The organism is Xanthomonas codiaei (assembly GCF_002939785.1).
In the GTDB taxonomy this organism is placed as follows: domain Bacteria; phylum Pseudomonadota; class Gammaproteobacteria; order Xanthomonadales; family Xanthomonadaceae; genus Xanthomonas; species Xanthomonas codiaei.
Genome location: NZ_MDEC01000009.1, coordinates 46,971 through 65,641, shown reverse-complemented (window position 1 = coordinate 65,641; position 18,671 = coordinate 46,971). Strand labels below are relative to the sequence as shown.

Sequence of the window (18,671 nt, the reverse complement as noted above, 5' to 3'; positions counted from 1 at the left end):
AGGATGCGTCGGCATTCTGAGGCGCATCCAGTCGTCCATGGCATCGTCGAGTGGCATGCCGGCCACGGCAATCACCATGACCGCAGCGGGCGGCACCCACCGCCTCGCATAGAATGACGGCGATGCTCGATACCCTTGCCGCTGACGCGCACCACAGCCTGGACATCAAGCACAGCCGCTTTGTGGCCCACGCCTGTGCACTGGACGCTCCGGCGCAGGCGCTGGAGATCGTGCAACGCGTGTCGATGCCCGATGCCACCCACAACTGCTGGGCCTACCGCTTCGGGCAGGACTATCGCTCCAGCGATGATGGCGAGCCCGGCGGGACGGCGGGCAGGCCGATCCTGGCGGCAATCGATGGCCAGGGCTTCGATCGCACCGTGGTGGTGGTGACCCGCTGGTACGGCGGCATCAAGCTCGGCGCCGGCGGGTTGGTGCGCGCCTATGGCGGCGCCGCGGCCGAGTGCCTGCGGCTGGCGACGCGGCGGCCATTGATCGCACTGACGCTGCTCGATCTGCGCTGTCGGTTCGACGACCTGGGGCTGGTGCATGCCGCCCTGGTCGCCTTCCATGCCCACAGGCTGGACGAACGTTTCGATGCCGATGGTGCGGCATTGCGGGTGCAATTGCCCGCGGATCGGCTTGCAGGCTTGAAAACCCGTCTGTGCGACGCCACTCGCAACCGTGTCCATCTCTCAACACCGGAAGCCGCATGAATCAGCCAGCCGCCGCCAGGCCCAATCCATTGCGGAAGCTTGGCAGCCTGCGCACCCTGTGGCCGTTCGTGCAGCGCCAGCGCGGCTTGTTCGCCGCCTGGCTGATCGCGCTGGCGATTTCCTCGGCGGCCACGCTGAGCCTGCCGGCCGCGGTCAAGCGCATGATCGACCACGGCTTCTCCGGCGGGGCGCAGATCAACCAGGCATTCGCCCTGCTGTTCGCGGTTGCGGTGGTGCTGGCACTGGCCACGGCGGCGCGGTTCTACTTCGTCTCGCTGCTGGGCGAAAAGGTCGTCGCCGACCTGCGTGGCCGCCTGTATGCGCATCTGATCGGGCTGGACGCCGGCTTTCACGACCGCAGCCGCAGCGGCGAACTGGTGTCGCGACTGTCGGCCGACAGCGAATTGCTGCGCGGTCTGATCGGCACCACCATGTCGGTGGCCTTGCGCAGTTCGGTGACGGTGATCGGCAGCATGGTGATGCTGTTCGTGACCAGCCCGCGCTTGGCCGGCTTCACCCTGATCGGCATCCCGCTGGCGGTGCTGCCGATCGTGCTGGGCGCGCGCCGGCTGCAGAAGATCTCGCGCGCCAGCCAGGACCGCGTGGCCGATGCCAATACGCTGGCCGCCGAAACCCTGAGCGCGGTGCGCACCGTGCAGGCGCATGCGCGCGAGCATTACGAGAGCCAGCGTTTCAGCCAGGCGCTGGTGTCCGCCATCGACACCGCACGGCTACGGGTGCGTACCCAGGCAGGCGTGACCGCAGTGGCCATCATGCTGATCTTCGGCGCCATCGTCAGCGTGCTGTGGCTGGGCGCGCACGACGTGGTGTCCGGCCGCATGACCCCGGGCACGCTGGGCCAGTTCGTGCTGTATGCCCTGATCGGCGGCGGCTCGGTCGGCGCACTGGCCGAGGTCTGGAACGAGCTGCAGCGCGCAGCCGGCGGCATGGGCCGGGTCGGCGAACTGCTCGACGAACGGCCGGCGATCGTGGCGCCGGCCACGCCCACGCCCTTGCCGCAGCCACTGCATGGCGCGATCCATTTCGACCAGGTGGTGTTCCATTACCCGCAGCGCCCCGATGCACCGGCGCTGGATCGCTTCGACCTGCATGTCCGCCCCGGCGAGACCGTGGCGCTGGTCGGCCCCTCCGGCGCCGGCAAGAGCACGGTGCTGTCGATGCTGTTGCGTTTCCATGACCCGGTGAGCGGCCGCGTGCGCATCGACGAGGTGGATCTGCGCGACACCGACCCGGTGCGCCTGCGCGAGCATATTGCGCTGGTGCCGCAGCAGCCCACCCTGTTCGCCGCCAGCGCCGCCGACAACATCCGCTACGGCCGGCTGCAGGCCAGCGATGCCGAGGTGGAAGCCGCCGCCGCGGCCGCCGAAGCGGACGTCTTCATCCGTGCGCTGCCGCAGGGCTACGCCAGCGAGTTGGGCGAGCGCGGCGCGCGCCTGTCCGGTGGCCAGCAGCAACGCGTGGCGATCGCGCGCGCCCTGCTCAAGGACGCGCCGATCCTGCTGCTGGACGAGGCCACCAGCGCACTGGATGCGCAGAGCGAGCGCGCCGTGCAGCAGGCGCTGGACCGGCTGATGCAGGGCCGCACCACCCTGGTCATCGCGCACCGCCTGGCCACCGTGCTCAAGGCCGACCGCATCGTGGTCATGGACGCCGGCCGCATCGTCGCGCAGGGCACCCACGCGCAGCTGATCGCCGAGGGAGGCCTGTATGCGGAATTGGCGCGGCTGCAGTTCATCGATCAATGACCGCCTGGGTGAGGCCCACGCCGGCCGCGATGTTTCGCATGGCGACCGGACGCAGGCGCCGTGCTCCGCTCCAACCAACGCATTGAGCTCGCCATGGCCCGCCCCAGAACCACCATCCGCCAGCTCAGCTATTTCGTCGCATTGGCCGACACCGGCAGCTTTACCCGCGCTGCCGAGCAGATGGGCGTGTCCCAGCCGTCGCTGTCGCAGCAGATCCGTGCACTGGAGACCATCATCGGTGCGCCGCTGTTCGAACGCGGCGTGCCGGCAATCCTGACCCCGCTGGGACGCGACCTGCACGACCGCGCGCGCAGCATCCTGCTGGACGTGGCCGACCTGGAGGACGTGCGTGCCACCTCGGCCGATCCCCTGATCGGCACGATCCGGCTCGGCGTCTCGCCGACCCTGGGCGCCTACCTGATGCCCAGCCTGGTGGCGCGCCTGCACCGCGAGCATCCGGCGTTGCGCGTGCACGTGCGCGAAGGCCTGCCGACCGTGCTCGCCAGCGACCTGGCCAACGGCGTGCACGACCTGGTGCTGGCGCAATTGCCGGTGGCCGGACGCAGCCTGCACAGCGAGCGCCTGTTCCGCGAACCGTTGCACGTGACCATGGCCGCCGATCACCCGCTGCGCAGCAAACGCTGCATCACCCCGGCTGATTTGCGCGGCGCCAACCTGCTCACGCTGATGCCGGACTATCGCCTGGCCGAACAAGTGGCCGCGATTGCGATGGACGTCGGCGCGCATGTGCTGCGCGATTACGAAGGCACGAGTCTGGATGCGATCCGACAAATGGCCGGCATGGGCATGGGCCTGGCGCTGCTGCCGGACCTGTACGTGCGCCAGGAAATCCGCGAAGGCGACGATGTGGTGGTCCGCCCGATCAAGGGAGGCCGTTATTACCGGGATATCGGCCTGCTCTGGCGCCAGGGCGCGGGGCGTGCGCCAGCGTTCGGTTTGATCGCCGACATGCTGCGCGCGGCGGCCGCATAGGAAAATCCTATACAACGGATAAGCACGCCGGCCTTGTCCTGTCGCCGCAACTCGTCAATGCTTTACTGAACTCATCAATGGACATTCAATGGCGGCGCAGCGGATCGGATGGCGGGAAGCGGTAGCTTGGCTGGCGGAGATCGTCGGGCCGGACATGCCGTATGTGCGTCTTGCCCTGGTGTATGGCGTGGCGATCAGCCTGCTGTCGCTGGCCACTCCCATCTCGGTGCAATTGCTGATCAACAGCGTCGCCAACACCGCGCTGCCCACGCCGTTATGGACCCTGTCGGGCCTGTTGCTTGGCCTGCTGCTGCTGGTGGCGGCCCTGAGCGCGATGCGGGTGTGGGTGATGGCGTTGTTCGAGCGCCGGCTGTTCGCGCGGGTGGTGGCGGAAATCACCGTGCGCGCGGTGCATGCGCAGAACCCGTTCTTCGCCGATCAGAACCGCAACGACATGTTCAACCGCTACTTCGATCTGGTGGTGGTGCAAAAGGCGGTGCCCAGCCTGGCGGTCGGCGCCTTCACCATCGTGCTGCAGTCGGCGGTGGGCCTGATCGTCACCAGCTTCTATCATCCCTTCTTCCTGGGTTTCAACGCGCTGTTGCTGCTGACCATCTTCTCGATCTGGATGATCTGGTCGCGCGGCTCGATCCGCTCGGCGGTCGAATTGAGCCATGCCAAGCACAACGCCGCGCACTGGCTGGAAAGCGTTGGCGGCTCCAACGGGTTCTATAAATCCAGCCGCCACCTCAACTTCGCGATGGAACGCTCCGAAGCGGTGACGGCAGCCTACGTGGCGCGGCATCGGCGCCATTTCCGCTACACCTTCACCCAGACAGTGGCCTTCCTGCTGACCTATGCGGTGGCCAGCGCGGCGCTGCTGGCGCTGGGCGGCAGCCTGATCCTGCGCGGCGAGCTGTCGATCGGCCAGCTGGTGGCCGCCGAGCTGATCCTGAGCGCGGTGTTCTACGGCATCGCGCAGCTGGGCAGCTACCTGGACGTGTTCTACGACCTGGTCGCCAGCGCCGAGGAATTGTCGCTGCTGTACGCCATCCCGCAGGAGCGCCCGGTGGCTGCCGCAGGCGAGACCCCGAGCAACAGCGCCGTGCGCCTGGACGACGTGGTGATCGAGGGCGCGCGCTTCAATTTCGCGCTGGAGGCCGGCGAGCAGTTGGTGACGTTGGCAGGTGGTGGCGCCGAACGTCTGCTGGCCATGGTGCTGAAGCGCCACGTCGTGCCCGATCGCGGGCTGGTGATGGTCGGCGGCGCCGACATGGCCACGTTCGACATGTACCTGCTGCGCTCGGAGGTGACCGTGCTCGATCGGCCGACGATCGTGGAAGTCACCATCCGCGAATACCTGGCGATGGCCTCGGCCAACGTGACGTCCGAGGCCATGCTCCAGGCCATCGATGCGGTGGGGTTGCGCGCGCGCATCGCCGCCTTGCCGCAAGGCCTGGACACCCGGCTTGCCGCGTCCGGCTATCCGCTGTGGATCGGCGATGTGATGGCGTTGAAACTGGCCAATGCGCTGCTGGTGCGTCCGCGCGTGCTGATGCTGTCGCAGCTGTACGACCTGCTGCCGGCAGAACGCCTCACCCAGATACTGCGACGCCTGAAGGATGCCGGCACCACGGTGCTGCTGTGCACCGGCCGGCCGGAGGACATCACCCTGGATGGCTGGTTCCGGCTGGAACCGGAGCGCCAGCAACGCTATGCCACGCGCGCCGAGCTGATCGCGTCCACGCAGGAGGCGAACGATGCAGCACGTCTCTGACCGGATCGCGCACTTCCCTACCCTGGCGGCGATGCGCCCGCCCAGCATCGCCAAGGCATTGGCCTGGATGCTGTTGATCGGCATCGCCATCGCTGGTGCCATCCTGGCGTTTGCGCCCTGGGTGCAGACCGCCAGCGGCAAGGGCCAGGTGGTCTCGCTGGATCCGGGCGACCGCCAGCAGCAGGTCACCGCCTTCGTCCCTGGCCGGGTGGAGCGCTGGTATGTGCACGATGGCCAGCACGTCTCCAAGGGCGACCCGATCGCCCGGGTCAGCGACCTGGACCCGGACCTGCTCACCCGGCTTGCCAGCGAGCGTGCGCAGGTGGCTGCGGAGATCGCCGCCCTCCAGCAATCGCGCGCGGTCGCCAGCATCGATGTGGAACGCAGCCGGCAATTGCTTGCCGAAGGCCTGGCCGGCCGCCGCGACTTCGAACTGACCCAGATCAAGGTGGCCGAGGCCGATGCCAAGCTGGCCGAATCGCGTGCCAAGCTGACCCGCATCGATATCCAGTTGAACCGCCAGTCGGCGCAATTGGTGCGCGCCCCGCGCGATGGCCGCGTACAGCAGCTCAACGCCGCCAGCGGCAGCGCGATGGTGTCGCCGGGCACCGTGCTGGCCGTCATCGCACCCGAGCGCGTGGAGCGCGCGGTGGAGCTGTACATCGACGGCCGCGACGTGCCGCTGATCCGTCCCGGCCGCCCGGTGCGGCTGGAGTTCGAAGGCTGGCCGGCGATCCAGTTCAGCGGCTGGCCATCGGTGGCGCATGGCATGTTCGACGGCCGCGTGCGGGCGATCGACCCCAATGCCGCACCCGATGGCCTGTTCCGCATCCTGGTCGAGCCGATGCCGGGCAAGCCGGCCTGGCCGGCGCAGGAATTCGCCCGCCAGGGCGGCAAGGTGCGCGGCTGGGTGCAGGGCGAAACGGTGCGGGTGGGCTACGAACTGTGGCGCCAGCTCAACAACTTCCCGCTGGAATTCGGGCGGCGTCCTTCGGCCACCATGCAGGACGAGGGCAAGGCCAAGCCGGCAGCGGGCGACAAGTCCGAAGACGACGCGACGGGCAAGAAGTGATGCGCCGTCTTGTTGCCCTGCTGATCGCACTCTGCCCCGGTGCGGCATTCGCCCAGGCCACGCCACTGAGCCTGGACGAGGTCCTGCAATCGTCGGCCCGCTCCGCGCCACAGATCATCGAATCGCTGGCCAAGGTCCGCCAGGCCGAAGGCAAGGGCATCTCCGCCGACGGTGCCTTCGATACCGTGTTCGATATCGAAGGCCGTTCGCGCGAGGCCGGCTACTACGACGGCAGCACCATCGAAACCGGCGTCAAGCGCCCGTTCGAGGAAAACGGCGGCTACTACTACGGCGGCTACCGCTCCTCGCGCGGCGCGTTTCCGGTCTACGAAGACAAGTCGTACACCGACCGCGGCGGCGAAGTGAAGGTCGGCGCACTGTATGCGCTGTTACGCGACCGCGTGGTGGACGAACGCCGCACCCGGCGCAGCGTGGCCAGCGCCGACATCGACGTTGCCCAGTACGAAGCGGAGATGGTGGCGATCGGGGTGCAACGGCGTGCGGTCGACGCCTACCAGAGCTGGGTCGCTGCCGGCCTGAAACTGCGCGCCTACAGGGATCTGCTGGACCTGGCCGAACGCCGCCGCAACGCGATCTCGCGGCAGGTGACGCTGGGCGCACGTCCCACGATCCTGTTGACCGAGAACGACCAGAACCTGGTACGTCGTCGCGCGCTGGTGGTGCGTTCGGAGCAGGACTTCGCCAACGCGGTCAATGCCTTGTCGCTGTACCTGCGCGATGACGCCGGCATGCCGATGATCGTCTCCGACCAGCGCCTGCCAGCCGACACCTCCGCGCTGGAAGGGCTGGCCGGCGCCAGCAAGATCACCGCGCCGGTCGAGCGGCCGGATTATCGCGCCGTGCTGACCCGTATCGACCAGGCCACCGCGCGGCTGATGCTGGCGCAGAACGACCTGAAGCCGCGCCTGGATGTGAGCGTGGAAGTCAGCAAGGACCTGGGCCCGCCTGGCGTGGGCGGCCCCAACCGCTCGCCCACCGATGCCATCATCGGCTTCCGCTTCAGCGTGCCGCTGGAAAACCGCGCCGCCAAGGGTCGCGTGGCCGAAGCGCGTGCCGAGATCGAAGCGCTGGATCAGCGCAGCCGCTACCTGCGCGACCAGATCTCGGTGGAGGTGGAATCCATCGTGATCTCGCTCAATGCCGCCGAACGCCTGGCCAGGATCGCCGAAGAAGAACGCAGCCTGGCCGACCGCCTGGCCGCTGCCGAACGGCGCCGCTTCGAACTGGGGTCGGGTGACTTCTTCCTGGTCAACCAGCGCGAAGAAACCGCCAACGATGCACGCGTGCGCCTGATCGATGCGCAGGCACGCATCGCCTCGGCACGTGCCGAACTGGCGGCGGCCACCGCCGACCGGGATGCGCTGCAGTTGCGCCGCTGAGCGTGTCGGGCCTGTCTGCACGCAAGCGGGCAGCAGCAATCGGATCCAGCGGGCTCGATGCAGTGACGGTACCGCGATCCAGCGGGGTCGCATTGGACCGCCAGCCTCCGATACCGGGCGCCGTTGAAGCAGCGCGCCCGGAGGCGTTGCGTCGTAGTGGCAGGATCTGCGCGACCAGCCGGTGCAGTCGCCATACCAACGGCAATCACCGCACGACCGGTCTGAGCGATACGAACGGGCCGTCATGGGGCTATCGAACCCGTGGCACTCATCGGCGGTGTTCTGCGGCTGCGCCTGTGCCACAGGTGTAGGCGAGAACCCAGGCAGTTGGGCACTGCAGGCGTGTCGGCTCACCGTGCGTGTGCGACACCGGTGCCGCTCCAGGCCCGATGATCGCGGATCTGGCCCCGACTTCATGATCGATCCGCGCCCCTCGATGCAGATGGAGCAATGCACCTGACCACGACCAGCCAGCACGGTCGAGAGCGTCTTCGGCATGCGGAGCCTGGGACAAACGCGTTTCCTCGCACACACGGCGCAATGACGCATCGATAACATGGGCGTGCGCATGCTCGGTTCTGCAGCCCAGCGCTCCCGGTGCGATGCGCTGCAACCCTGGAGTCTTCGGAGGTCACCATGTCTTTCCGTCAATTTCCCGCGGTCGATGCAGATGGCGAACCCTATGTGATCGTCGAGTTTCGCGACGAGCAGACTTCCCGATCCAACACCCTGTCCGCTCCACGCTACGAGTTGCCCGACGGTCGCCATCTGCAGCGACAGGGCCAGCGCTTCGTTACCGAAGGTGGCGAGTTGCGGCTTTCCGCCGCCTGACCCTCCCCTGGTCATTTTTTGACCACACCGCAACCGGCCTTTGCGCAGCAAGGGCTGGATCGGGTTATCCACATGCTTGTGCAGATTTCATCCACACCCGATGTGGATGAAATGGCCGTGCCCAGCACGCCAGACGCATCCTGGCGCTGCCTGTTGGAAACTCGGTAATGTCAGTGCTCCGAGCACTGTATCCGGCTGTCATGTCCGGCAGGGGCCGTCAGCGGCGCGCGGCGTTGGAGTTGCCGCCCACGTCGACGACGTCGCAGCAAGCGTCGGCTGGATGCGAGCTCGAACCCGAGATACCACGTCGCGTGCCAGCGGCGCGGTGTAACGGCGCACACAGCGATCCTGCAGACGCCATCCACCAACCAACGTGCTGCACTCATTCAGCCCGATCCGAGCGCTCCAGCACACGTCCGATCTTGCTGTGATCGATCTCGCTGGCCGCCCACGCCAGAGCGCCACGATCGCTGCGTTGCTCGAAACCGATCCGGAAATGCAGCTCGCCTGCCGGCGTGCGCGAGGAATGGATCGATGCCAGGTTCACCCCATGCCGCTCGAAAACATGCAGCAGTGCGCGCAACGAGCCGGGCTGGTCTTCGGGCAGGTAGACGCTCAGCGTCAACGGCTCGGTGAGGTCGGCCAGCAGGTAGCCCACCCGCTCGTAGGTGTAATTGCCGGCAGCCAGCGCATGCTGTTGCAGGGCCTGCGCGTTGTCGTCCAGAAAGCGGCGGCGGAACTGCGCACGCGCCGCGTCATCGCCCTGCGCCACCAGCGCGCGCAACTGCTGCAGATGCGCCAGGAGCCGGTCGAGCATTTCGCCAACGTAGGGATTGCCGAACTGGATGTCTTCGTAGATCGCCGGATTGAGCGAGAGGATGCGCGCGATGACCGCGGTATCCAGTTCGAACGAGGCCGACCGGTAGGGCATCAGCGTCTGCAGCTCGCCCAGCAGCGGCGCGTAATCCCGCAAGGTGCCGGCCTGCGCCAGATGGGTGGCGTGCACCATCGCCTGCACCAGTGCCATCACCCGGTCGTGGTACTCGGGAGTTGCGTAAACGCAGTGCGCCTGCAAGGCCGTGCACAGCGTCTGCACCCACGCCGACCAGTGCTGCAGGCGCGCCTGGCAAACCACCATCACCCTGCCCTTCAAGGTCGGCGACTTGGGCGGCGCGGTCATCGGATGCAGGCCGACCACCTCGGCACGGGATGCCAGCATCGCTGCCACCGGCGCCTGCTTGATCGAGGTGACATCCATCCAGAGTTGCGATGCAGCGCGGGCGCCAGCGAGCTCGACATAGCGCCCGATCAATGCGGCAGTGTGGCGAATCGGCGCGGAAAAGATCAGCACGTCCGCCCGTTGCGCCAGAGTGGCTTCGTCGATGCCGCCGCTGTCTGCAGGATCAAAGCCGATGACTTCCAGCTGCATGCGCGTGCGCAGGAACTGGGCCAGCCAGCGTCCGTACGCGCCGGCGATGCCGACGATGCCGACAACCGGCTGGGCCATCATGCCAGCCGCTCGACGGCGAAGCGCGGCGACGCCGCGAGCGCGGCCGGCGTGGCGGCCAGCACATCGAACTCCTCGTGCCCTGCCGCCAGGGTCGCTTCCAGCGCGCCGTGCACGCCACTGAGCGCATGGCCCACCGCCTGCTCGAACGGCACATCGCGCAGCAACAAACCGATCAGCAAGGCCATCAACACATCGCCAGTACCGGCCACGTCCACTGGCAAATGCGGTGTCGCCCAGCGATACACCGCGTCGTTGCTGACCGCCAGGGTGACCAGCTCGCCTGCCGCACCGGCCACGCTATGCGCAAGCACCCACTGCGGCCCACGCGCGAGCAAGGCGCGCGCGGCGGCGAGGGCATCGTCCTGTTGCAGGCTAGGCAGGCCGGTCAATCGCCCCAGTTCGAACGCATTGGGCGTCACCAGCCAGGCATGCGGCAGCAGGCGTTCGGCGAAGACACGCTCCAGCCCCGGCTCGACGTAAGGGCCGGTATGCGTATCGCCGATCACCGGATCCAGGCAATAGCGCAGCTGCGGCGCCTGCGGCAGGGTCTGTTCCAGCCAGTGCGCAAACGCCTGGCCATTGTCCACGCTGCCGAAATAGCCGGATACCAGCATGCGTGCGCGCTGCGGCAGCCCACGCTCGCTGGCGCCCAGCAACAGATCGGCCAGCCAGTCGGCCGGCAGGATACGCCCGCGCAAGGTGGCGTAGAACGGCGCATTGCTCAGCAGCGTGGTGGGTACCTCGGCCACGCGCAGACCGAGCGCACGCAACGGCGGCACGGCGGCGCTGTTGCCGGCATGGCCGTACACCAGCTGCGATTGCACCGAGATCACATCGATCGGCGAAGGCCCCTCCGGACGCTGGCGGCGACCGTGGACGAGATGGCTGTCGGTTGCATCGCTCATGGGAGGCGCCGTCGTAAGAAGAGAGCAACATTATCCGCCGCCCAGCGTTAGCGCGTGGAGTGCCTAACGCGATGCGTGGTCGAGGTGCGTCCCGAATCGGATGCGATCTTTTGACGGCGCTGACGTCCAAGAGCGGCCGACAAACCTACTGCACGGCCGATGCTCGGAATCGGCATGTACCACGCCTACCCTCCCGCTCCTCCGCGCCATCCGCACCCACCTGGCGACCTCGCCACGTTTTGTCCGCCGCTCCACGTCGACCTGCTTTGCAAGCGCGGCCGAACGCATCAACGCTTTGCATCGCCTGCGTAACCGGCACCTTTCGAGAGCAACGGTGCCGGTTGCGGGCTGGCGCTGGGCTGACAGTCGGTACGCGCCCTACCCTCATCCGCCCTTCGGGCACCTTCTCCCATCGGGAGAAGGGTGTCGTTCTGCTGGCACTTCTCGCGGGGACCGCTTCCGCGAGTCGGTGCCCTCACGCCAATAGCTCTCCAGCAATAAGCAGACGTCGCCTACGACGTCATCCGGTCCCAGAAGCCCTTGACGCCATCGATGAACGTGGCGGACTTGGGCGAATGCTTGCGGGCGTCCTCACCGGTGAACGTAGCCTCGAACTGCTGCAGCAGTTCGCGCTGGTCGGCAGTGAGGTTGACCGGGGTTTCCACCACCACACGGCAATACAGATCGCCCTCGCTGCGGCTGCGCACCGACCGCACGCCCTTGCCGCGCAGGCGGAACAGCTTGCCGGTCTGGGTCTCGGCCGGGATGCGGATTTCCGCCTCGCCGCCCAGGGTGGCCACACGCACGGTATCGCCCAACGCCGCCTGCGAAATGCGGATCGGCACTTCGCAATGCAGATCGTCGCCGTCGCGCTGGAAGATCGCATGCTCGCGCACGCGCACTTCCACGTACAGATCGCCCGGCGGGGTGCCGGCCGGACCGGCCTCGCCCTCGCCTGCAAGACGGATCCGGTCGCCGGTATCCACGCCGGCCGGCACCTTGATCGACAGCACCTTGTCTTCTTCCACGCGACCGGCACCATGGCAGGTCTTGCACGGATTCTGGATCCGCGTACCGCGGCCATCGCAATGCGGGCAGCTCTGCTGCATGGCGAAGATGCCGCGCTGGATGCGCACCTGGCCGCGCCCATGACAGGTGCCGCAGGTCTCGACCTTGCCGTCTTCCGAGCCGCTGCCGTAGCAGGGCGCGCATTCGATCAGCGTCGGGATCTCGATGCGCCGCTCGATGCCGGCGACGGCTTCTTCCAGATCCAGTTCCAGCACGTAACCGACGTCGGCACCACGTCGCGCAGCGCGCGGACCGGCGGCGCCACCGCCAAAAATATTGCCGAAGATATCGCCAAAGATATCGCCCATGTCCGGGCCGCCCGGCCCGCCACCACCGCCCATGCCGTGCTCGAACGCCGCATGGCCGTGCGCGTCGTAGGCACGACGCTTGTTGCCGTCGGACAGCACTTCGTAGGCTTCCTTGCACTCCTTGAACGCCGCTTCGGCAGCAGCATCGCCCGGATTGCGGTCGGGGTGGTGCTTCATGGCACAACGCCGATAAGCCTTCTTCAGCTCCTCGTCGCTGGCGCCGCGGGCAACGCCCAGCACTTCGTAGTAATCGCGTTTGCTCATAAACCGGGATTCGGGATTCGTGATTCGAGATTCGTTGAAACGCAAAAGCGGACAGCGTGTGCTGGTCCGCCTTGGCGACGCGACGCGTAGAGGATATCGGGGTGGGGACTCACCCGCACGGCGGCGTGCGAATCCCCACTCCCGACTCCCAAATCACGGCTTACTTCTTGTCGTCCTTGACCTCGGTGAACTCGGCGTCCACCACGTCGTCGGCGGCCTTGGAGGCCTGCGCATTGCCGCTGGCCGCATCGGCGTTGCCGCCCTGCTCTGCCGCGGCGGCCGCTGCATACAGCGACTGGCCGGCTTCTTCCAGGGTCTTGCTGCGCGCTTCGATCTGCGCCTTGTCGTCGCCCTTCATGGCGGTTTCCAGATCCGCCAGCGCCGCTTCCACCTTGCCGATCACATCGCCGCCGACCTTGCTGCCATGCTCGGTGATCGCGGTGCGGGTGGCGTGGATCAGGCCATCGGCCTGGTTGCGCGCCTGTACCAGCTCCTGGAACTTCTTGTCTTCCTCGCGGTTGGCTTCCGCGTCGGCGACCATGCGCTGGATCTCTTCATCCGACAGACCCGACCCGGCCTTGATCTCGACCTTCTGTTCCTTGTTGGTCTTCTTGTCCTTGGCCGACACATGCAGGATGCCGTTGGCGTCGATGTCGAAGGACACTTCCACCTGCGGCATGCCGCGCGGCGCCGGCTCGATGCCGGACAGGTCGAACTTGGCCAGCGACTTGTTGAAGCGGGCCTGCTCGCGCTCGCCCTGCAGCACATGCACGGTTACCGCCGACTGGTTGTCCTCGGCAGTGGAGAAGGTCTGCGAGGCCTTGGTCGGGATGGTGGTGTTCTTCTCGATGATCTTGGTGAACACGCCGCCCATGGTCTCGATACCCAGCGACAGAGGGGTCACGTCCAGCAGCAGCACGTCCTTGACGTCGCCGGCCAGCACGCCGCCCTGGATCGCCGCGCCCACGGCCACCGCTTCGTCCGGGTTGACGTCCCTGCGCGGTTCCTTGCCGAAGAAATCGGCCACCGCCTGCTGCACCTTCGGCATGCGGGTCTGGCCGCCGACCAGGATCACCTCGTTGATGTCGCTGGCGCGCAGGCCGGCGTCGTTCAACGCGGTGCGGCACGGCTCGATCGACTTCTTGACCAGATCTTCCACCAGCGCTTCGAGCTTGGCACGGGTCAACTTGATGTTGAGGTGCTTCGGGCCCGAGGCATCGGCGGTGACGTACGGCAGGTTCACTTCGGTCTGCTGAGTGGACGACAGCTCGATCTTGGCGCGTTCTGCGGCGTCCTTCAGGCGCTGCAGCGCGAGCGGATCCTTGCGCAGGTCGATGCCCTGGTCCTTGTTGAACTCATCGACCAGATACTCGATGACGCGGTTGTCGAAGTCTTCGCCGCCCAGGAAGGTGTCGCCGTTGGTGGCCAGCACTTCGAACTGCTTTTCGCCATCGACTTCGGCGATCTCGATGATCGACACGTCGAAGGTACCGCCGCCCAGGTCGTACACGGCGATCTTGCGGTCGCCGCCGTTCTTGTCCAGGCCATAGGCCAGGGCCGCGGCGGTCGGCTCGTTGATGATGCGCTTGACGTCCAGACCGGCGATGCGGCCGGCATCCTTGGTGGCCTGGCGCTGGCTGTCGTTGAAGTACGCCGGCACGGTGATCACCGCTTCGGTGACCTTCTCGCCGAGGAAGTCTTCGGCGGTCTTCTTCATCTTTTCCAGCACGCGCGCGGAGATTTCCTGCGGCGCCATGCGCTTGGAATCGCTGGTCTGCACCCAGGCGTCGCCGTTGTCGTGCGCCAGGATGCCGTACGGCACGTGCGAGATGTCCTTCTGCACTTCGCCATCGGTGAACTTGCGGCCGATCAGGCGCTTCACCGCGTAGAAGGTGTTCTTCGGGTTGGTCACCGCCTGGCGCTTGGCCGAGGCACCGACCAGCACTTCGCCGTCCTTGGTGTAGGCGACGATGGAGGGCGTGGTGCGGTCGCCCTCGGAATTTTCGATGACGCGGGCCTTGCCGCCGTCCATGATCGCCACGCACGAATTCGTGGTGCCGAGGTCAATACCAATGATCTTGCCCATGGATACGCTCCTGATGAGTCTTTAGCTGTGTCCGGCGACGCCGGGTCTGGCTGAGATGTGGGGGTGGCGCGCAGGTGTTCAAGCCACCCGTGCGCATCTGTGTTTCATCCGTGCGCCTGGCAGTTCAGCCGGCGCTATCGATCAGTCCTGCTTGGCCACGACCACCAGGGCCGGGCGCAGCAGGCGATCGTTGAGCAGGTAGCCCTTCTGGAACACCTGCACCACGTGGCCGGGCGCGATGCCTTCGGCCTCGCCCTGGCTGATCGCTTGGTGCTGGTCCGGATTGAACGGCTGGCCCACCGGGTCGAGCAGGGTCAGGCCGTTATCGGCGGCGACCTTGAGCAATTGCTTGTAGGTCATGTCCAGGCCATCGCGCAGCGGGCTGGGTTGGCTGCCGGCCGCGGTCAGCCCGGCGTCCAAGCTGTCGAACACCGGCAGCAACTCGCCCAGCAGCTTCTCGTTGGCGAACTTGCGGGCGTTTTCCACGTCGCGCGCGATGCGCTTGCGCTGGTTCTCCAGGTCGGCGCGCTCGCGCAGGGCATCTGCCTTGACCAGGGCGATCTCGCTGCGCAGCGATTCGATCTCGGCCTTGAGCGGATCGGTCTCGGGCGGGTTCTGGGACAGGTCTTCGGAGTCGAACTCGGGGTGGTCTTGATTCATATGCAGTTCCCGGGCAAGCGGAACGCCCGCCCCAACGTCACCCCGTATGTGGGCGCCGGCGCGCGTTTCAAGCGAAAACCCCATCGCCGCGATCGAGCGCAGTTATCGCGTCCCGGGCGGCTCCATCGCCGCGCCCAGCACCTGGGCGGCGGTCTGCACCAGCGGAATCACCCGGTCGTAGGCCATGCGTTTGGGGCCGATCACCCCCAGCACGCCCAGCACCTGCCCGCCGGCGGCATACGGCGCGGTGACCAGCGAGACGTCTTCCAGCGACACCATGCCGGTCTCCTCGCCGATGAAGATGCGCACGCCCGGAGCCTGGATGGTGCGTTCGAGCAGCTGCAGGATCTCGCGCTTGCTGGCGAAGGCCTCGAACAGCTCACGCAGACGGTCCAGGTCCGACAGGTCCTGCACCCCCATGAGCCGGGTCTGTCCGGCCATCACCATGTCGTCGGCCTCGGCCGGCACCAGCGCCTCGCTGGCGAGATCCACGCTATGGGCCAGCAGCTGCTCCATCTCGTTCTTGGCCATGCGCAGCTCGCGCAGCAGGCTGGCGCGGATGTCGGCCAGCGCGCGCCCGGCGAACTGCGCATTGAGGTAGTTGGCCACCCGCTCCAGCTCGGCCGGCTCGTAGGCGCGGCGCGGCTCGATCACCCGGTTCTGCACCTCGTTGTCGGCAAACACCAGGATCGCCAGCACCCGCCGCGCATCCAGGGACACGAAATCGATATGCCGGAACGCGAACTGCTCGCGCTTCGGGGCGCTGACCACCCCCACGAAATGGCTCATCGCCGACAGCATCTGCGAGGCGCTGCCCAGCAGCGACTGGGTCCCATTGCCGCTGGCAAGCTCCGCGCGCAGCCGGCGCACCTCTTCTTCGCCCGGCGGCTGCATCTGCACCAGGCTGTCGACGAACACCCGGTAGCCATGCGCGGTCGGCACCCGCCCGGCCGAGGTGTGCGGGGAGCTGAGCAGTCCCACGTCTTCCAGGTCGGCCAGGATATTGCGGATGGTGGCCGGGCTCACGTCCAGCCCGGCATGCTGGGCCAGGGTCTTGGAGCCCACCGGCTCGCCGTCGCGGATGTAGCGCGCAATCAGCGTGCGCAGCAACTGGCGGGCGCGAGGGTCGAGCATTGGGGACTGGGACGCGCGCATGGGATCATCCGGTGAGACTGGGCATAGATAATGTCTGGCCCCGGGGATGGCAAGCGTCCGACTCCCTGCCCACACCCTCAGGCCCTAAGCTTCCCCAACGCATTCACTCTCGACCCTCATGCTCAGACATCTCTCGATCAAGGATTTCGCCGTTGTCCGCGCCACCGAGCTCGAATTCGGGCCGGGCATGACCGTGGTGTCGGGTGAAACCGGCGCCGGCAAGTCGCTGATGGTGGACGCGCTGGGCTTCCTGTCCGGCCTGCGCGCCGACAGCGGCGTGGTGCGCCATGGCGCCGACCGCGCCGAACTGTCGGCCGAATTCCAGCTGCCGGCCGAGCACCCCGGCCTGGCCTGGCTGGCCGACAACGAGCTCGACGACGACGCCCAATGCCAGCTGCGCCGCATCATCCGCGCCGATGGCGGCTCGCGCGCCTGGATCAACGGCCGCCCGGTCACCTCCTCGCAACTGGCCGAGCTCGCGGCGCGGCTGGTGGAAATCCACGGCCAACACGAACACCAGGCGCTGATGGCCCGCCACAGCCAGCTCGCCCTGCTCGACGCCTACGCCCGCAACGGCGCCCAGCGCGAACAGGTGCGGCACGCCGCCCAGCGCTGGCAGGCGCTGCTGGACGAGCGCGACGCGCTGTCGGCGCAGGGCGACGTCTCCGACCGGATCGGCTTTCTGGAACACCAGCTGGCCGAGCTGGAACGCGAAGACCTGGACCCGGCGGCGATCGCCGCGCTGGACATCAACCACCGCCGCCAGGCCCATGCCACCGCGCTGATCGGCGCCTGCGATAGCGTGGCCCGGCAGCTCAACGGCGACGATGGCGCCTGCGCGCTGGGCCTGTTGCAGGACAGCCGCCACGACCTGTCCCGCGTGGCCGAGCACGAACCGCGGCTGGGCGAGGTGGACGCGCTGCTGGACAGCGCCGTCATCCAGATCGAAGAAGCGCTGGCCCTGCTCGACCGGGTGCGCGACGACCTGGATGCTGACCCCACCCAGTTCGAGGCCATGGAGCGCCGTCTCGGCCGCCTGCACGATCTGGCCCGCAAGCACCGCGTCGCCCCGGACGAGCTGGCCGCCCACCGCGATCATTTGAATGCCGAGGTCGAGAGCCTGCGCGGCGCCGACGAGCGCCTGCAGCAGCTGGACAAGCATATCGACACCGCCACCGGCGCCTGGCAGGCCGCCGCCGGCGCGCTCAGCGCAAGCCGCCAGAGCGCGGCGCAGGCCCTGTCGGACGCCACCACCACCCTGATCGGCGAGCTGGGTATGGGCGGCGGCCAGTTCCTGATCCAGCTGCAACCCCAGGACACCCTGCGCCCGGACCCCAACGGTGCCGAGCGGGTGGAATTCCTAGTCGCCGCCAATGCCGGCCAACCGCCGCGCGCGCTGCGCAAGGTCGCCTCCGGCGGCGAGTTGTCGCGCATCTCGCTGGCGATCGAAGTGGCCGCGCTCGGCCTGGACAGCGTACCGACCATGGTGTTCGACGAAGTGGATTCGGGCATCGGCGGCGCGGTGGCCGACATCGTCGGGCAGAAGCTGCGCGCGCTGGGCGAGGAACGCCAGGTGCTGTGCGTGACCCACCTGCCGCAGGTCGCGGCCAAGGGCCACGCGCACTACCGGGTCAGCAAGGCGCCGGTGGACGGCATGACCCAGAGCGCGGTCGAACTGCTCGGCCCGCAGGCCCGCCAGGAAGAACTGGCACGCATGCTGGGCGGCGTGGAAGTCAGCAAGGAAGCCCGCGCAGCAGCGCGCAAGCTGCTGCAGAGCGCCTGACCGCAGCGAGCAGCCTGCAAAGTCGGAGGCCCGTTCCCATCCACGCCGACGAAGCTCCCTTCCCCCACCTGTAGGAGAAGCGATGCCTGGCCGCACGTGACCTCTCGATTGCACCGCAACTGACCGCCCACCGCTCCCTTCCCCCGCCTGCGGGGGAAGGTGCCCGAAGGGCGGATGGGGGCAGCATCGCTGCAAGGCGACCACCACAGGCGCGACAAGCGCAAACGGTGTTGCCCCTCATCCGGCGCTACGCGCCACCTTCTCCCGCCAGCGGGAGAAGCGATGCCTGGCCGCGCGTGACCTCTCGATTGCACTGCAACTGACCACCCACCACTCCCTTCCCCCGCCTGCGGGGGAAGGTGCCGAAGGGCGGATGG

Annotated in this window: 14 protein-coding genes and 1 other RNA gene; 9 read left to right on the top strand and 6 right to left on the bottom strand. The window is 67.5% G+C overall.

What is annotated here, in order from left to right:
• The first annotated feature begins 113 nt into the window (after positions 1-113).
• The 7 genes from XcodCFBP4690_RS08585 to XcodCFBP4690_RS08555 all read left to right on the top strand — a co-directional run bounded on the left by XcodCFBP4690_RS08585 (position 114) and on the right by XcodCFBP4690_RS08555 (position 8,555).
• On the top strand, positions 114-716 hold the full coding sequence (locus XcodCFBP4690_RS08585) for an IMPACT family protein (protein ID WP_167394532.1): 603 nt from the start codon (positions 114-116) through the stop codon (positions 714-716).
• Complete coding sequence (locus XcodCFBP4690_RS08580) at positions 713-2,482, top strand: ABC transporter transmembrane domain-containing protein (RefSeq protein ID WP_104540547.1); 1,770 nt, start codon at positions 713-715, stop codon at positions 2,480-2,482. The genes XcodCFBP4690_RS08585 and XcodCFBP4690_RS08580 overlap by 4 nt, the downstream gene beginning before the upstream one ends.
• Before the next feature lie 93 nt (positions 2,483-2,575).
• On the top strand, positions 2,576-3,475 hold the full coding sequence (locus XcodCFBP4690_RS08575) for a hydrogen peroxide-inducible genes activator (RefSeq protein ID WP_104540546.1): 900 nt from the start codon (positions 2,576-2,578) through the stop codon (positions 3,473-3,475).
• A gap of 88 nt (positions 3,476-3,563) precedes the next feature.
• Positions 3,564-5,252: an ATP-binding cassette domain-containing protein gene (locus XcodCFBP4690_RS08570; RefSeq protein ID WP_104540545.1), complete on the top strand. Its 1,689-nt coding sequence runs from the start codon at positions 3,564-3,566 to the stop codon at positions 5,250-5,252.
• Positions 5,236-6,324: an HlyD family secretion protein gene (locus tag XcodCFBP4690_RS08565; protein ID WP_104540544.1), complete on the top strand. Its 1,089-nt coding sequence runs from the start codon at positions 5,236-5,238 to the stop codon at positions 6,322-6,324. Before XcodCFBP4690_RS08570 ends, XcodCFBP4690_RS08565 begins: the two co-directional genes overlap by 17 nt.
• Positions 6,321-7,724, top strand: coding sequence for a TolC family protein (locus XcodCFBP4690_RS08560; RefSeq protein ID WP_104540543.1), 1,404 nt, complete (start codon positions 6,321-6,323; stop codon positions 7,722-7,724). Before XcodCFBP4690_RS08565 ends, XcodCFBP4690_RS08560 begins: the two co-directional genes overlap by 4 nt.
• A gap of 636 nt (positions 7,725-8,360) precedes the next feature.
• Positions 8,361-8,555: a hypothetical protein gene (locus XcodCFBP4690_RS08555; protein ID WP_104540542.1), complete on the top strand. Its 195-nt coding sequence runs from the start codon at positions 8,361-8,363 to the stop codon at positions 8,553-8,555.
• A 382-nt stretch (positions 8,556-8,937) separates the two neighbouring features.
• On the opposite strand, the gene XcodCFBP4690_RS08550 is transcribed toward XcodCFBP4690_RS08555, so the two are convergent.
• Complete coding sequence (locus XcodCFBP4690_RS08550) at positions 8,938-10,065, bottom strand: prephenate dehydrogenase (protein ID WP_104540541.1); 1,128 nt, start codon at positions 10,063-10,065, stop codon at positions 8,938-8,940.
• Entirely contained in the window at positions 10,062-10,970 is a 909-nt protein-coding gene (gene pdxY / locus XcodCFBP4690_RS08545) for a pyridoxal kinase (RefSeq protein ID WP_104540540.1), read from the bottom strand. The genes XcodCFBP4690_RS08550 and pdxY overlap by 4 nt, the downstream gene beginning before the upstream one ends.
• A 174-nt stretch (positions 10,971-11,144) precedes the next feature.
• Here pdxY and XcodCFBP4690_RS08540 point away from each other — a divergent pair.
• Positions 11,145-11,218: non-coding RNA, sX9 sRNA (locus XcodCFBP4690_RS08540), on the top strand.
• 264 nt (positions 11,219-11,482) lie between these two features.
• Here the strand turns inward: XcodCFBP4690_RS08540 and dnaJ are convergent.
• From dnaJ to hrcA, 4 genes are all read right to left on the bottom strand, one after another.
• Positions 11,483-12,610 carry a molecular chaperone DnaJ gene (dnaJ, locus tag XcodCFBP4690_RS08535; protein WP_104540539.1) on the bottom strand — a complete coding sequence of 376 codons (1,128 nt, stop codon included), beginning with the start codon at positions 12,608-12,610 and terminating at the stop codon, positions 11,483-11,485.
• 160 nt (positions 12,611-12,770) lie between these two features.
• Positions 12,771-14,696, bottom strand: a complete 1,926-nt coding sequence (gene dnaK, locus XcodCFBP4690_RS08530; protein WP_104540538.1) for a molecular chaperone DnaK — start codon at positions 14,694-14,696, stop codon at positions 12,771-12,773.
• A 141-nt stretch (positions 14,697-14,837) separates the two neighbouring features.
• Entirely contained in the window at positions 14,838-15,356 is a 519-nt protein-coding gene (grpE, locus tag XcodCFBP4690_RS08525) for a nucleotide exchange factor GrpE (protein WP_104540537.1), read from the bottom strand.
• 102 nt (positions 15,357-15,458) lie between these two features.
• Complete coding sequence (gene hrcA, locus XcodCFBP4690_RS08520; protein ID WP_167394538.1) at positions 15,459-16,490, bottom strand: heat-inducible transcriptional repressor HrcA; 1,032 nt, start codon at positions 16,488-16,490, stop codon at positions 15,459-15,461.
• Positions 16,491-16,629: 139 nt separating this feature from the next.
• On the opposite strand from hrcA, the gene recN reads away from it, so the two are divergent.
• Complete coding sequence (gene recN / locus XcodCFBP4690_RS08515; protein WP_104540535.1) at positions 16,630-18,294, top strand: DNA repair protein RecN; 1,665 nt, start codon at positions 16,630-16,632, stop codon at positions 18,292-18,294.
• The last annotated feature ends 377 nt before the right edge of the window (positions 18,295-18,671 follow it).

What these genes read in the sequence shown, in the direction of transcription:
- XcodCFBP4690_RS08585 (WP_167394532.1), top strand. Translation starts at nt 114, where the DNA reads ATGACGGCGATGCTCGATACCCTTGCCGCTGACGCGCACCACAGCCTG.
- XcodCFBP4690_RS08580 (WP_104540547.1), top strand. Translation starts at nt 713, where the DNA reads ATGAATCAGCCAGCCGCCGCCAGGCCCAATCCATTGCGGAAGCTTGGC.
- XcodCFBP4690_RS08575 (WP_104540546.1), top strand. Translation starts at nt 2,576, where the DNA reads ATGGCCCGCCCCAGAACCACCATCCGCCAGCTCAGCTATTTCGTCGCA.
- XcodCFBP4690_RS08570 (WP_104540545.1), top strand. Translation starts at nt 3,564, where the DNA reads ATGGCGGCGCAGCGGATCGGATGGCGGGAAGCGGTAGCTTGGCTGGCG.
- XcodCFBP4690_RS08565 (WP_104540544.1), top strand. Translation starts at nt 5,236, where the DNA reads ATGCAGCACGTCTCTGACCGGATCGCGCACTTCCCTACCCTGGCGGCG.
- XcodCFBP4690_RS08555 (WP_104540542.1), top strand. Translation starts at nt 8,361, where the DNA reads ATGTCTTTCCGTCAATTTCCCGCGGTCGATGCAGATGGCGAACCCTAT.
- XcodCFBP4690_RS08550 (WP_104540541.1), bottom strand. Translation starts at nt 10,065, where the DNA reads ATGATGGCCCAGCCGGTTGTCGGCATCGTCGGCATCGCCGGCGCGTAC.
- pdxY (WP_104540540.1), bottom strand. Translation starts at nt 10,970, where the DNA reads ATGAGCGATGCAACCGACAGCCATCTCGTCCACGGTCGCCGCCAGCGT.
- dnaJ (WP_104540539.1), bottom strand. Translation starts at nt 12,610, where the DNA reads ATGAGCAAACGCGATTACTACGAAGTGCTGGGCGTTGCCCGCGGCGCC.
- dnaK (WP_104540538.1), bottom strand. Translation starts at nt 14,696, where the DNA reads ATGGGCAAGATCATTGGTATTGACCTCGGCACCACGAATTCGTGCGTG.
- grpE (WP_104540537.1), bottom strand. Translation starts at nt 15,356, where the DNA reads ATGAATCAAGACCACCCCGAGTTCGACTCCGAAGACCTGTCCCAGAAC.
- hrcA (WP_167394538.1), bottom strand. Translation starts at nt 16,490, where the DNA reads ATGCTCGACCCTCGCGCCCGCCAGTTGCTGCGCACGCTGATTGCGCGC.
- recN (WP_104540535.1), top strand. Translation starts at nt 16,630, where the DNA reads ATGCTCAGACATCTCTCGATCAAGGATTTCGCCGTTGTCCGCGCCACC.